The sequence below is a fragment of the Acinetobacter sp. 742879 genome (assembly GCF_000588535.1).
In the GTDB taxonomy this organism is placed as follows: Bacteria; Pseudomonadota; Gammaproteobacteria; order Pseudomonadales; family Moraxellaceae; genus Acinetobacter; species Acinetobacter pittii.
The window spans coordinates 365,079-379,103 of the sequence record NZ_JFYC01000001.1; the positions used below are offsets into that span (position 1 = coordinate 365,079).

Genomic DNA, 14,025 nt, shown 5'->3' on the forward strand with positions numbered 1-14,025 from the left:
CTGAATTTATCAGGTATATCATGACCGAATCTTTTGCAGCCCTCTTTGAAGAAAGTGAATTAAACCTCAACGTTGAAAAGGGTGCAGTCATCCAAGGTGTTGTTGTAAACATCGATAGCGACTGGGTAACTGTTGACACTGGCCTAAAGTCTGAAGGCATTGTTGACCGTGCTGAATTTTTAAATGAACAACGTGAACTTGAAGTTCAGGTTGGTGATACTGTTGACGTAGTTGTTGAAGCTCTTGACAACGGTATGGGTCAAACAGTTTTATCACGTGAAAAAGCTAAGCGTGCTGAAACTTGGACTAAACTTGAAAAAATCTTTGAAGATGGCGAAATCGTTACTGGTGTTATCTCTGGTAAAGTTAAAGGCGGTTTCACTGTTGACATCGGTCCTGTTCGTGCATTCTTACCAGGTTCATTAGTTGACACTCGTCCTATCCGTGACACTACTCACCTTGAAGGTAAAGAGTTAGAGTTCAAAGTAATTAAACTTGATGCTAAACGTAATAACGTTGTTGTATCTCGTCGTGCTGTTATGGAAGCTGAATCTTCTGCTGACCGTGAAGCATTACTTGCTCAACTTGAAGAAGGTCAAACAGTTACAGGTACAATCAAAAACCTTACTGATTACGGTGCATTCGTTGATCTTGGCGGTATTGATGGTCTTCTACATATCACAGATATGGCTTGGAAGCGTATCAAGCACCCTTCAGAAGTTGTTGAAGTTGGTCAAGAAGTTACTGTTAAAGTACTTAAATTTGACCGTGAACGTAACCGCGTATCTTTAGGCCTTAAACAATTAGGCGAAGATCCATGGTTAGCGATCATGAGCCGTTACCCTAAAGGTTCTATCGTTAAAGCTCGCGTAACTAACTTAACTGACTATGGTTGTTTCGCTGAAATCGCTGAAGGCGTTGAAGGTTTAGTTCACGTTTCTGAAATGGACCACACTAACAAAAACATCCACCCATCTAAAGTTGTTCAGATTGGTGATGAAGTTGATGTTATGGTTCTTGAAGTTGATGAAGAACGTCGTCGTATTAGCCTTGGTATCAAACAAACTCGTGCTAACCCATGGGAAGAGTTTGCTAAAGCTCATGAGAAAGGCGAAAAAGTATCTGGTACTATCAAGTCTATCACTGACTTTGGTATCTTCATTGGCTTGAATGGCGGTATCGACGGTTTAGTACACTTGTCTGATATTTCTTGGAACGAGCAAGGTGAAGAAGCTATTCGTCGTTACAAGAAAGGTGACACTGTTGAAGCTGTTATCTTGTCTGTAGACGCTGAAGGTAACCGTATCAGCCTTGGTATCAAGCAATTGAACAGCGATCCGTTCAATGACTTCTTAGCTGCTAACGAACGTGGTGCTTTAGTTAAAGGTACTGTAACTGCAGTTGATGCTCGTGGCGCAACTGTTAAGTTAGCTGACGAAGTTGAAGCAACTCTTAAAGCTTCTGAAATCAACCGTGACCGCGTAGAAGATGCGACTAAATTCTTAGAAGTTGGTCAAGAAGTTGAAGCGAAGATCATCAACGTTGATCGTAAATCTCGCTCTATCAACTTGTCTATCAAAGCGAAAGACGAAGCTGAAGAGAAAGAAGCAGTTGCTAGCTTGCGTACAGCAACTACAAGTCAAGACAATGGTCCTAAGACTATTGGTGACTTGATCAAAGCACAAATGAAGTAATAAGTTAACAAAGTACAGTTTCATGTAACGGAATTGTACTTTTTATACAAATTACTGTAAACGGTAGCCTAGTATTCAACATACTGCGCTACCGTTTTGTATTTAAACAGGTTATTATCGAACGACATAGAGTAGCAATAAATAACGAGGTCGTAGATGACTACTGAAGCTCTTAATAAGTCTGATTTGATTGAACGCATTGCGCTAAAAAACCCACACTTAGCTGAACCTTTGGTGGAAGAGGCGGTTAAAATTATGATTGATCAAATGATAGAAGCCCTATCAACTGATAATCGAATTGAAATCCGTGGTTTTGGTAGCTTTGCTTTACACCACCGTGATCCAAGAGTTGGTCGCAATCCTAAAACAGGAAAATCAGTTGAAGTTGCAGCTAAAGCTGTTCCACATTTTAAACCCGGAAAAGCCCTTCGTGATGCTGTAAACGAATCTGGGAAATAAATAAAATTTATAAGTCGGGGTGCCTATGCGTTATATTTTAATTGCATTGCTTATTGTTGTATTTGGCTATTCTTTAGCACTTGTTTTGCAGAATCCAACAGAACTTTCTGTTGATTTGTTATTTACCCAAGTTCCAGCTATGCGTTTAGGCTTATTATTGCTACTCACATTGGTACTAGGAACTGTGGTTGGTCTTTTATTAGGTGTGCAAGTTTTCAGAGTATTCCAAAAAGGTTGGGAAATTAAACGCCTGCGTAAAGATATTGACCATTTAAGAAAAGAACAAATCCAAAGTGCTCAATTAGCAGCAGCTGAAGCAGCTGCAAATGTAAGACATGAAAAAACCGTTGTAGATATTTATCCGCAAGATAAAAATTCTACTCCGCTATAATCCCCGTACTACTCTTTATTGATGAGTAAAGAGTAGTATCTCTCTAAATTTTATCTCTTCTTTTATTCTTCTAAATATAAACGCTTTTGTTCTTATCGCTTTAATTTTGGAAAGCAGTTCTCTACATTCCTTTATTCCTTCATGAGTTGTCTATTATAATAACGCTGATTTTATATGATGGAAGAAAGTCTCTTGAGTATCATTGTTGCGTTAGATGCAAAAAGCCAATATGACGCTTTAAAAATTGTTGAACAGCTTGACCCTGCTTTATGCCGCGTAAAAGTAGGTAAAGAGCTTTTTACTCATGAAGGCCCATCTGTTGTAAAAAAACTGCAAGAACAAAATTTTGAAGTTTTTCTTGATCTTAAATTTCATGATATTCCAAATACTACAGCTCAAGCAGTATGTGCAGCGGCTGATTTAGGTGTATGGATGGTAAATGTTCACGCTTCAGGTGGCCGTAAAATGATGGAAACTTGTGTGGAACGTTTAAAAGCAGGTAACTATCAAACCCAACTTATTGCTGTGACAGTACTCACATCAATGGGTCGTGAAGATTTAAAAGATATTGGTTTAGATGTTGAACCTGTAGAGCATGTAAAGCGCTTGGCTAATTTAACGAAAGAAAGTGGCTTGGGTGGGGGGGTTTGTTCAGCTCAAGAAGCTAAGATTCTTCGTGAATTAATTGGGCAAGACTTCTCTTTAGTAACACCTGGTATTCGTCCAGAAGGTTCTAATGCAGACGACCAAAAACGTATTGTAACTCCAAAGCAAGCTATGCTTGATGGCTCTACGCATCTGGTAATTGGTCGACCGATTACTAAAGCAGAAAAGCCAACAGAAATGTTGAAATCTATTCTTGCTTCGATTGCCTAAAAATTTAGGAATAAGCTAATTAATAACGGGGCGAGTAGGCTTAATAATAAGCCGCTCATCATGGCATGTGGTACATAATGTGTACCACATGACTGTTTTACCATTGCTAAGGTAACATCCATGGAGGTTGCACCCGCACTTGAGATAGCAGGGCGTGGAAAACGCCAACCCATGGTATACATTAGAAAAATAGCAACAATTTCTCTAAATAAGTCGGTTAATAAGGCGATTCCACCCAACTCTGCCGAATGTAATTGCGTAAATAAAATCCCCGACATTGAATACCAGCCATAGCCTTGTGCTAAAGCTAAAGTTTCATTAAGTGTAAAATGCTTGTTGAGCAAATAGTAATTCAAAAGGCCTGCTATACATGACCCTATAAAAGCGGCTAAGGGTACAATTAAAATTTTCCAGCTTAACCATGTGCGGTTAAAGTGGGTGAAGGCAAGTTCGATACCAATTAAAAAAATAAAAAGTAATAACAAATACCAGCTATTAAATGCGATATGTGAGGTGAATTGAGTAATGATAGCGCCGAATAAAACACCGACACCTAGTGCAAGAAAAGCCTTCGCAATATTCTTTAAAGCATTTACAAAAAGTTGTAGGGAAATTTTGCCTTTAACACTTTGTTTATCAAAAATTGTATAAGCAAATAAACACGTAAAGAACGAACCAAAAGAAGTGGTAAGAGCAATGATAATAGCGGGTGGGAGTATGGCAGAAGGATTCTCGATTTGATCAAGTGCCAAGGTTAATTCCAAAGCTACACTAGCTAAAAGAATATAAGAAAAATAGGGCAGTATTTTAAATATAAATTGTCGGATATTTAGAGATAGTTTGGGTGCTAGGAAATAACCGAAAGCCAGTGCTAAAAAAATTTGAATGATGAGATAAAAAGATTGCATATAATAGGTAGATTGTTATCAACCTACCTATTATGTCTTGAACATTTTAAGCTGCATAGCTTTATGAGCTTTTATTTAAAAGTAAGTAGTCTTTGGGCTTAACTTTACGTGTTTCTAACCAATACTTCCATGTGTAAGTTGGCCATAGTGAAAAGTTTCTACCATCGGCAGATTGATACCAACTACTACAGCCACCAGCTTGCCATACGGTTCCTTGCAGCTGCTTTTGGACACGTTCATTAAAGGCGTCTTGAATTTCAGACTTGATCTCAATTGCTTTTTGACCAGACTCTTCTACTAACTGAATAAGCTGTAAAATGTAATTCACTTGAGATTCAATCATAAAAATAATCGAATTATGACCTAGAACTGTATTAGGGCCTACCAGTTGAAATAGGTTGGGAAAGTTTTTAGTCATAATGCCGTAATAGCTTTCAGCACCATCTTTCCATGCTTGTTTTAACTCGATTTGATTACGTCCGATACATGTGAAATGTTTTAAATAAATACGTGGGTCAGTAATAAAACCTGTACCGTAAATTAAACAATCAATAGATCGTTCTCGACCATCTTTAGTAACAATACTGTTTTCTTTAATCTCTTGAATACTATCAGTTACTAGCTCAACATTTTTTCGGTTAAAGGTAGGAAAGTATTTATTTGAGATAAGAATACGTTTACATCCCATAACGAAGTCAGGTGTGAGTTTTTTTGCTAACTCTTTGTCTTTAACTTGTAAACGGATGAATGCTTCTGCCAATTTTTGGCCATACTTCATGATTTGAGGTTGAACAATGGGTACAACGCGAGATTCATTACTCCAGTAAAGACGACTACGATGAATCTGGCGATAAATATTAGAAGATTTGAATAATGCTTTACTTAAGCTTGAATATTTGCGCTCATCTCGTGGTATTACCCATGCAGCTGTTCTTTGAAATACATAGAGCTGTTTAACATCTTTGGCTATTTCAGGAATATATTGAATTGCGCTACCACCTGTACCAATAGATGCGACTGACTTTCCGTTTAAATCATAGTCATGTTCCCATTTTGAGGAATGAAATACTTTTCCTTTAAATTTTTCAATCCCTTTGATAGGAGGAATTTGTGGGATGTGTAGGGGACCAGATGCAAAAACTACAAATTGAGCTTCTATAGAAGGTTGGTCATTAAAATCTAGAGTCCAGACATGACGTGTTTCATCATATTGGACATGAGTTACGTCATGGTTAAACTTACAGTAATCTTTAATTTTATATTTCTGTGTAATGTCTTGAATATAATTAAAGATCTCTGGTCCCTCTGCATAGCGTTTTGTCCAATCTGTTTTTGGTGCAAAAGACAATGAATACATATGAGATTGAACATCACATGCTGCACCTGGATAACGATTTTCTCGCCAAGTTCCACCGACATCATTTGATTTTTCTAAAATAACAAAGTCTTGCTGTTGATTTTGTAGTAAACGGATTGCCATTGCTAGGCCACCAAAGCCAGCACCAATAATAGCAATTTTAGTTTTTTGAATAGCATCTTGCTTTGCGTTTAGCATTGGAAACCCTGCATAAGCTGAAAAGAGGATTGCACGCAAGACTAACGTTTTTTAATCAGTTTAAACATGATTGTATCGACGTGAAAATTGATAGATTCGGCAATTAATTTTCTTGCTTCTTTATAGTAAAACATTTCAGTCTAAGGAAATTGATAGAAGAATGAAACGGTCGATACTTGGTTTAATCTATTTAATTCAAGGAATGCGCAATGCTGGCATTGATGTCGACTCACGTTTGGCCGATATAGGTATTAAAGTCGATGCTTTAGACCCGACTTCCACAATTCATGATCGTCTTGAATGGGACATTCAACAAATAATTAGTAAAAATGTAGAGCCTGAAAAGGGTTTATTTATTGGACAGCATTACGCTTTAGCGGGTTACGGCCCATTGCTTATGCTACTTGTCACAAGTAATGATATTCAAACTGCTTTAAATAAGGGTATAAAATATCAAAAGCTTACGCATTTATTTGGTAGCTTAGCTTTATACGAAACTGATGAGCGGACGATTTTAAATTATTTGCCTGTTGATTTAAAAACGGAAATTGGCCAGTTACGGGCACAATGTGAAATCTCTGGAACTTATAAATTTATTCAAGATATTTATACGATGATGGGATTACAAATGCCTACGATGCGTATAGAACTTCCATTTGAAAAACCTACTGATATAGATACTTTGTCATGTTATTTTGCCTATTATGGCGAAGATGTGCATTTTAATGGTAAATATGCTGCATTTAGCCTAAGTAAGGATGTACTTGAAATCAAGATTCCTTCTGCCGATATCATCACACATCGTATTTATGAATCAAAATGTATTGCAGAAATAACAAGATTAAATCAACAAGATCATCAAACTCCACATATCATACAATGTGTGCAAGATTATCTTGAACTGCAACAAGGAATTATCCCGAGCATGGCGGAAACAGCTTTTGCATTGAAAATGCCTGAAAGGACATTAAGGCATCAACTGCAACAGCTAAATACGAGTTATAAGCAAATTCGTGAACAAATTATCAAGAATAAGGCATTGAAGCTTATGGAATATAGGGAATACTCAATAGAAGTTGTTGCCGAATTACTCGGCTATTCTGAACCGGCGGCATTTAATCATGCATTTAAACGATGGTTTGGACAGAGTCCTCGACAATATGCAAAAGAGTCATCGTCGTAACTCTTGATGCTAAAAGCTAATGTGGTTGAACAAAATGTTCGCTATACTCTCATCAGTTAAAATTGAAATAAAACGATATGTTAAATTTAAAATCTTCTCATAGTACTGCATTCACACCTTCTTCCCCAGCAGAACGCTATGCTGAGGCTTTAGCTTCAGGTCAATTTATGGCAGATGAAGCGCAAGCACAGGCAGTGCAAGAATTAGATCGCGTATGGAAAGAACTTTTAAACCGTTATAAAGCCTCAAAAAAAGCTTTCCGTCGTTTCCGTCGCCAAACTTCACCTAAAGGTGTATATATGTGGGGCGGAGTAGGCCGTGGAAAAACTTGGCTTATGGATCAATTTTATGAATCTGTGCCATTTCGCCGTAAAACGCGTATGCATTTTCATCATTTCATGCAACATGTTCATAAAGAGCTAAATAAGCTTTCAGGCCAACGTAATCCACTTGAAATCGTAGCTGACCAAATCTATAAAGATGCTGTCGTTATTTGTTTTGATGAATTCTTTGTCTCAAACGTAACAGATGCAATGATCTTAAGCGATTTATTCCAAAAATTATTTGTGCGTGGTGTGACATTAATTGCAACATCAAACATTGCACCAGATGGCTTATATAAAAACGGTATTCACCGTGATCGTTTCTTGCCAACCATTGAAATGGTTAAAAAGAACTGTGCTGTTTTAAATGTAGATGCAGGTGTGGACTATCGTTTGCGTGTACTAAAACAAGCTCAATTATTTAAATCGCCATTAACGAATGAAGCTCAAAGCTGGATGGCTGAACGTTTTAGTGCATTAACTCATACACAAGCTCATTCTCAAGAGCCGATTGTGATTAATAATCGTGTTGTCGAGACTTTGGGACATACAGAAGATGTGTTGTGGTGTGAGTTTTCTGAACTCTGCTTTAAACCACGTAGCCCAGCAGATTTTATTGAAATTGCAAATATTTATAATACGGTTCTAGTCAGTAATGTTCCTCATTTGACAGATTTCTTATCTGAAGGTACTCGTCGCTTTATTTATCTAGTCGATGAGTTTTACGATCGAGGTGTGAAATTACTTTTAACGTCTCAAGATAGTATTATTGATATTTATCAAGGTGAAAAATTAGCATTTGAAATTGAACGTACGCGCTCACGTTTGCTAGAAATGCAATCTGATGAATATTTACATTCTGAACATCGTCATATTGATGCTACTAAAACCTCTTAAATAAAATAGATATAAAAAGCGCTCTAAATTGGGCGCTTTTTTTACAACAAAAATTGATAAATTTAGTTAAATAGTGCTTTTTCACGCTGTAAAGTTTGATATAACTAAATACGCTTTAGAAAAACAAGATAGTGAAACTTTTTGTCTGTTAACAAAAAGTCTAGTTTCAGTATCTTTAAATATTGAATAAATTGATGGGAATTCTAGTTAGAATTTTAATATTTCCTTTATAGAAAAATTTATCTTTGTCAATAGTTTTGCAAGGGAAAATGCTTACTATTTAGGAATGTGATATTAGTATTCAGCTTAATTTAAATCGGTATACTAGGATTCTCTTGGTATAAAAAGTAGCAACTTCAGGAAAGACAATGACTGCACGTATTCAAAAAGGCAAGTTAGCGATTGCTAAAGAACTTTACGATTTTATCGAAAATGAAGCTTTACCAGGTTCTGGTTTAGATAGTGAAACTTACTGGAAGAACTTTGAGCAAGTTGTTGTCGATCTTAGCCCAAAAAATAAAGCATTATTGGCTAAGCGTGATGAATTACAAGCAAAAATTGATGAATGGCACCGTAACAACAAATTTGAATTAGGTGCTTATAAAGCGTTCTTAACTGAAATTGGTTATTTATTACCAGAAGTTGAAGATTTTCAAATTACTACTGAAAATGTAGATGAAGAAATTGCGTTGTTGGCAGGACCACAGTTAGTTGTACCTGTACGTAATGCACGTTATTGCTTAAATGCAGCAAATGCCCGTTGGGGTTCTTTATATGATGCACTTTATGGCTTCGATGTAATTTCTGAAGAAGGCGGAGCTGAAAAGGGTAAAGGATATAATCCTGTTCGTGGTGCAAAAGTTATTGAGTTCGCTAAGAATTTCTTAAATGAAGTTTTCCCGCTTGCTCAAGGTTCACATGCAGATGCAACAAAATATGCAATTGAGCAAAATAAACTCGTTGTAACTTTGAAAGATGGTTCAAAAACAGGTTTAGCTCATGAAGCTCAGTTTGTTGGTTTCAATGGTGAAGAAGCAAATCCTTCAGAAGTTGTACTTTTAAGTAATGGTCTTCATGTCATTATCGAAATTGATGCAAATAGCCCAATTGGACAAACTGATCCAGCGGGTGTTAAAGATTTAACATTTGAAGCGGCAGTAACCACAATTCAAGATTTGGAAGACTCTGTTGCGGCTGTCGATGCAGAAGAAAAAGTTGAAGGTTACCGTAATTGGTTAGGTTTAATGAAGGGTACACTTCAAGAATCTATTGAAAAGAATGGTAAAACGATTGTTCGTGATCTAAATAAAGATCGCGAAATTAAAAACTTAATTGGTGGTACAACAAAACTTCATGGTCGTTCACTTATGTTACTTCGTAACGTAGGTCACTTAATGACTAACCCAGCTATTTTGGTAGATGGTGAAGAAATTTTCGAAGGTATTATGGATGCATTGGTAACTCCATTGTTATCAATTGCTGATATCCGTAGTACAAACGAAAATAAAAACTCTCGTAAAGGTTCTATGTATATTGTTAAGCCAAAAATGCATGGTCCTGAAGAAGTTGCGTTTGCTGTAGAGTTATTTGAACGTGCTGAACAGGCGATTGGATTACCACCTAAATCGTTAAAAATCGGTATTATGGATGAAGAGCGCCGTACATCTGTAAACTTGAAAAACTGTATTGCTGCTGCTAAAGACCGTACGATCTTTATTAATACTGGCTTTATGGACCGTACGGGTGATGAAATCCATACTTCTATGGAAGCTGCACCTGTTGTTCGTAAAGAAGCGGTTAAAACACAAAAATGGATTGCTGCTTACGAAAACCGTAACGTTGCGATTGGCTTGAAATGTGGTTTACAAGGTAAAGCACAGATTGGTAAAGGCATGTGGCCAAAACCAGATAGCATGAAAGATATGTTAGCAACTAAAGCTGCACATCCAAATGCGGGTGCTTCATGTGCTTGGGTTCCATCTCCAACTGGTGCTGTTCTTCACGCGATGCATTACCATCAAGTAAATGTAAAAGCACGTCAAGATCAGTTAAAAGCTGAAGAAATGTTGTCATTAGATGACCTATTAACACCTCCATTTGCACCTGATACAAATTGGTCAGCGGAAGAGATTAACAATGAACTTGAAAATAACTGCCAAGGTATCTTAGGTTATGTTGTTCGTTGGGTTGACTTAGGTGTAGGTTGTTCGAAAGTTCCTGATATTAACAACGTGGGCTTAATGGAAGACCGTGCAACATTACGTATTTCTTCTCAACACGTTGCGAACTGGTTACGTCACGGTATTGTAACTCGTGAACAAGTTGAAGAAGTACTTAAACGCATGGCAAAAATTGTTGATGAGCAAAACGCGAATGACCCATTGTATAAACCAATGGCAGCTAACTTTGAAACAAATATTGCTTTCCAGGCAGCTTCTGATCTTATCTTCAAAGGTTGTGAACAGCCTTCTGGTTACACTGAGCCGTTACTTCATGCTGCTCGTTTGAAGTTAAAAGGTTATACAGGTGATTAATTTCATCCTGTTTTGAAAAAAGCCTCTTCGGAGGCTTTTTTATTTTCGGTATATTTTGTGCTTATAGAATATAGATTAATAGCTAAGAGGTTTTTAATTTGATTAGTCTAAAAGATCTTGATCGTGAGAATTGGATTCAATGTGCAAAGTTGTCGTTGGATGAATCTCAAAAAGATTATGTTGCACCAAATGTATATTCTATTGCTGAGTCTAAAGTGGAAGAACATTACTGTCCACGAGTGATTTGTTCAAATGATAGAGTCATTGGATTCTTAATGTACTGTGTCGAAGTTGACCCACCTGATGAGACATTATTTTGGTTGTTTCGTTTTATGATTGGCAAAGATCATCAAGCCAAAGGTTATGGTACCAAGGCATTGCAAATGGCAATTGATGAAATGGCTGCAAAAGGAGCTAAACGAATTCGAACGATGTATAAATCTTCTAATAACATTGCTGGAAAACTTTATAAAAAAATGGGTTTTATAGAAACTGGAGAATATGATGAGTGTGGAGATATTATTTTAGAGTTGAATATTTCGCTTCAAAAAAAACGCTAACTGAAGATTCAAGTTAGCGCAGGAGTTAATAGAGTTAAATATATTGAAAAGCAATATTAGTTACTGCTCACAATTCCAATTTTAGTGACACCTAAACGTTGTGCAGTAGCCATGACCATCGCTACATTCTTATATTCAGCCATCTGGTCTGGTTTGAGTTTGATCTGGTCTTGATCTTTTTTAGCAACAACACCTTGAAATAAAGTCTCTAGCGCCTTTCGGTCAGAAACCTCTTGGTTATTCCAAAATACTTTGCCTACCGCATCAATTCTTACATCAATCACTTCAGGTGGCTTTTCATTTGTTGGTGGCGGTGTGCCATTTGGCAAATTAATATTAATCGCGTTGTTTGGTGCAGGTATGGTAATAATAAACATAATAATGAGTACCAACATGACATCAATAAGAGGTGTCATGTTGACTTCCAACATCACATCGTCATCATTATTTGAACCGACATTCATACCCATAAAATTCTCCTTAAGTTAATTACGGGGAGGCTGGAGGGGTAGTAACAAAAGCAATTTTGCCAATACCAGCTTCTTTGGTCGTACTAATGACCTGATCTATCGCTTTAAAATGGGTAAGCTGATCACCCCGAATATGAACTTCTGGCTGAGGCCTTTTTTGTGCAACTGCTTGAAGTTTTGCCAGCAATATCTCTTTACTAGGCACATAACTTTCGTTCCAGAAAATATCGCCTTTCTTATTTACTGAGAGTTGAATATTTTCAGGCGTGGTTGCGTACGGCGTATTTTTTTCTTCTGGTAGTTTCACTGGAACCGTATGTGTGACTACGGGAATAGTAATAAGAAAAATAATAAGTAAAACCAACATGACATCAACCAGAGGTGTCGTGTTAATTGTGCCAATCATTTCGTCATCATCTTCAGAACCAACACTCATACCCATAATGTTTGCTCCTGATTATTTAATACTGCGATTAACTGAATTATTGGTATTAATTTCTCCACTTAATAAAACCGCGTGTAAATCTGAACCAAATGAACGGACATTTTCCATAACTGCTTTATTACGGCGTGTAAGCCAGTTATAACCAAGTACAGCAGGTACTGCGACTGCAAGACCAATCGCTGTCATAATCAGAGCTTCACCAACGGGGCCTGCAACTTTATCGATAGATGCTTGACCTGAGATACCAATGGCTGTTAATGCGTGATAAATTCCCCAAACCGTACCAAAAAGTCCAACAAATGGTGCAGTAGAACCTACCGTTGCTAAAAAGGCTAAACCACCACCTAAATGATTTTGTATTTTTTCAATTGCGCGTTGAATTGAAATGCTCACCCATGTATTAAAATCGATTCGTTCAAGTAAAGAACCGCCGTGTGATTTAGTTGAATTAATGCCTTTTTCAGCAATAAAACGATAAGCACTACTTTGTTCTAAACCTTCTGCAGCATTATCAAGGGAAGTCGCTTCCCAAAAGTGTTTTTCAGCTTCTTTGCCTTGGCGTTTGACTTTACCTTGCTGCAATAGTTTAGAGATGATGATGTACCAAGTTCCAATCGACATGAGTACTAATATAAATAAGGTAGACTTAGCAACTAAATCACCTTCGCGCCAAAGGGCTTCTAGACCATAAGGATTTTTGACAGTTTCGCTTGTTGCGGGTTTCGGTGGTGGAGTTGGAGTATTTGTACTTGACGTAGCTTCAGTAGTTGCTGTGGCCACAGGAGTATTACTTGTTTCTTCTGCGAAAACTGAGCTCAATGGAAGTAACGAGCAAGCTGCGATTAGACTTGCAGAAGCGAAACGAACTAAAGGTTGAGTTGATTTTTTCATCATATATCTCCAATATTTTTTAATTTCTTGCTAATTCAATTGTTTATTCAATTACAAATGGATATTCAATTTCATACCAATCTTGCTGAGGTACACCATCTTTCATTGCTGGTTTGAACGTACATAAGCTGTAAGCTTTAGTTGCCGCTTTATCTAAAATTTTGCTGCCACTCGATTTTTTTACTTTGGCATCAATAACCTTGCCGGAAGTATCAACTAAAACACGTATGCGCACCGTACCTTGTTCTTCATTCATAAGTGCTTCTCGTGGATATTCTGGTTTTTCACAGCCAGCAGAACCCTCTGAAACACCACGACTTACACCAGCTGGTTTTGGTGCCGGCGCAGCAGCCACTGGAGCAGGTGCGGCAACAGGGCTTGGAGATGGTGTACTAGGTGCCGCAGGAGCTGGGGTAGCCGCTTTAGTCGGTTGAGCCACTGGTGTCGTTTTTTGTACCGGTGTTGCTACTTTCTCTACTTGTTTAGGCGGCTCAGGAACCTTGGCAACTTTTTCTACCATTTTTGGTGGCTCAGGCGGTTTTTCCTTTGGTTTCGGTTCTTCCGGCTTTGGTGGAGGAGGTGGCTTAATATCCTGAATAATTTGTAATTCCACAGGTTTTTCTGCTGGTTTTTGAATATTGTTTGCTAAACCTGACATCAGAATATAGGCAACAAGAAGATGCAGAAAAATAACTGCAGCAATACCAATTAGGCGTTTGGCAGATTTATTTTCTATGTCTGTAAAAGTCATGCCCATAGTTACTCCTGAAACTGTAGACAAACAATTTTTAAAATGACTGTTTGGCTAAGAATGAGTATTTGTTCTGCAAACTAACCGT

The 14,025-nt window shown here is 37.4% G+C and carries 14 protein-coding genes; 8 read left to right on the plus strand and 6 right to left on the minus strand.

Features of this window, described 5'->3' with window-relative positions:
• The first annotated feature begins 20 nt into the window (after nucleotides 1-20).
• The 4 genes from rpsA to pyrF all read left to right on the plus strand — a co-directional run bounded on the left by rpsA (nucleotide 21) and on the right by pyrF (nucleotide 3,420).
• Nucleotides 21-1,694, plus strand: coding sequence for a 30S ribosomal protein S1 (rpsA, locus tag J690_RS06560; protein WP_002121348.1), 1,674 nt, complete (start codon nucleotides 21-23; stop codon nucleotides 1,692-1,694).
• A 156-nt stretch (nucleotides 1,695-1,850) separates the two neighbouring features.
• Nucleotides 1,851-2,153, plus strand: a complete 303-nt coding sequence (locus J690_RS06565; protein WP_002121337.1) for an integration host factor subunit beta — start codon at nucleotides 1,851-1,853, stop codon at nucleotides 2,151-2,153.
• 25 nt (nucleotides 2,154-2,178) lie between these two features.
• Nucleotides 2,179-2,544, plus strand: a complete 366-nt coding sequence (locus tag J690_RS06570; RefSeq protein WP_002121360.1) for a lipopolysaccharide assembly protein LapA domain-containing protein — start codon at nucleotides 2,179-2,181, stop codon at nucleotides 2,542-2,544.
• Nucleotides 2,545-2,721: 177 nt separating this feature from the next.
• Nucleotides 2,722-3,420, plus strand: coding sequence for an orotidine-5'-phosphate decarboxylase (gene pyrF / locus J690_RS06575; RefSeq protein ID WP_032034878.1), 699 nt, complete (start codon nucleotides 2,722-2,724; stop codon nucleotides 3,418-3,420).
• On the opposite strand, the gene J690_RS06580 is transcribed toward pyrF, so the two are convergent.
• Together J690_RS06580 and J690_RS06585 are read right to left on the minus strand one after the other, a co-directional pair.
• A complete protein-coding gene (locus J690_RS06580) occupies nucleotides 3,417-4,328 on the minus strand; it encodes a LysO family transporter (RefSeq protein WP_032034880.1) in 912 nt (303 codons plus the stop codon). The genes pyrF and J690_RS06580 overlap by 4 nt on opposite strands.
• A 61-nt stretch (nucleotides 4,329-4,389) precedes the next feature.
• Nucleotides 4,390-5,922, minus strand: coding sequence for a flavin-containing monooxygenase (locus J690_RS06585; RefSeq protein WP_081405079.1), 1,533 nt, complete (start codon nucleotides 5,920-5,922; stop codon nucleotides 4,390-4,392).
• 121 nt (nucleotides 5,923-6,043) lie between these two features.
• On the opposite strand from J690_RS06585, the gene J690_RS06590 reads away from it, so the two are divergent.
• The 4 genes from J690_RS06590 (at nucleotide 6,044) to J690_RS06605 (ending at nucleotide 11,380) form a co-directional block, all read left to right on the plus strand.
• Nucleotides 6,044-7,066, plus strand: coding sequence for an AraC family transcriptional regulator (locus tag J690_RS06590; RefSeq protein ID WP_032034887.1), 1,023 nt, complete (start codon nucleotides 6,044-6,046; stop codon nucleotides 7,064-7,066).
• A 77-nt stretch (nucleotides 7,067-7,143) separates the two neighbouring features.
• On the plus strand, nucleotides 7,144-8,286 hold the full coding sequence (gene zapE, locus J690_RS06595) for a cell division protein ZapE (RefSeq protein WP_002117902.1): 1,143 nt from the start codon (nucleotides 7,144-7,146) through the stop codon (nucleotides 8,284-8,286).
• 368 nt (nucleotides 8,287-8,654) lie between these two features.
• A complete protein-coding gene (locus J690_RS06600) occupies nucleotides 8,655-10,820 on the plus strand; it encodes a malate synthase G (RefSeq protein ID WP_002117981.1) in 2,166 nt (721 codons plus the stop codon).
• 98 nt (nucleotides 10,821-10,918) lie between these two features.
• On the plus strand, nucleotides 10,919-11,380 hold the full coding sequence (locus J690_RS06605) for a GNAT family N-acetyltransferase (protein ID WP_032034890.1): 462 nt from the start codon (nucleotides 10,919-10,921) through the stop codon (nucleotides 11,378-11,380).
• 56 nt (nucleotides 11,381-11,436) lie between these two features.
• Here J690_RS06605 and J690_RS06610 read toward each other — a convergent pair whose 3' ends face one another.
• From J690_RS06610 to J690_RS06625, 4 genes are read right to left on the minus strand one after another with little or no spacing between them, the layout of a single operon-like run.
• Nucleotides 11,437-11,850: an ExbD/TolR family protein gene (locus J690_RS06610; protein ID WP_002117898.1), complete on the minus strand. Its 414-nt coding sequence runs from the start codon at nucleotides 11,848-11,850 to the stop codon at nucleotides 11,437-11,439.
• Between the two features lie 19 nt (nucleotides 11,851-11,869).
• On the minus strand, nucleotides 11,870-12,292 hold the full coding sequence (locus tag J690_RS06615) for an ExbD/TolR family protein (RefSeq protein WP_032034893.1): 423 nt from the start codon (nucleotides 12,290-12,292) through the stop codon (nucleotides 11,870-11,872).
• Between the two features lie 15 nt (nucleotides 12,293-12,307).
• Entirely contained in the window at nucleotides 12,308-13,189 is an 882-nt protein-coding gene (locus J690_RS06620) for a MotA/TolQ/ExbB proton channel family protein (protein WP_075382891.1), read from the minus strand.
• 40 nt (nucleotides 13,190-13,229) lie between these two features.
• A complete protein-coding gene (locus J690_RS06625; RefSeq protein WP_005069504.1) occupies nucleotides 13,230-13,943 on the minus strand; it encodes an energy transducer TonB in 714 nt (237 codons plus the stop codon).
• Nucleotides 13,944-14,025 lie beyond the last annotated feature (82 nt).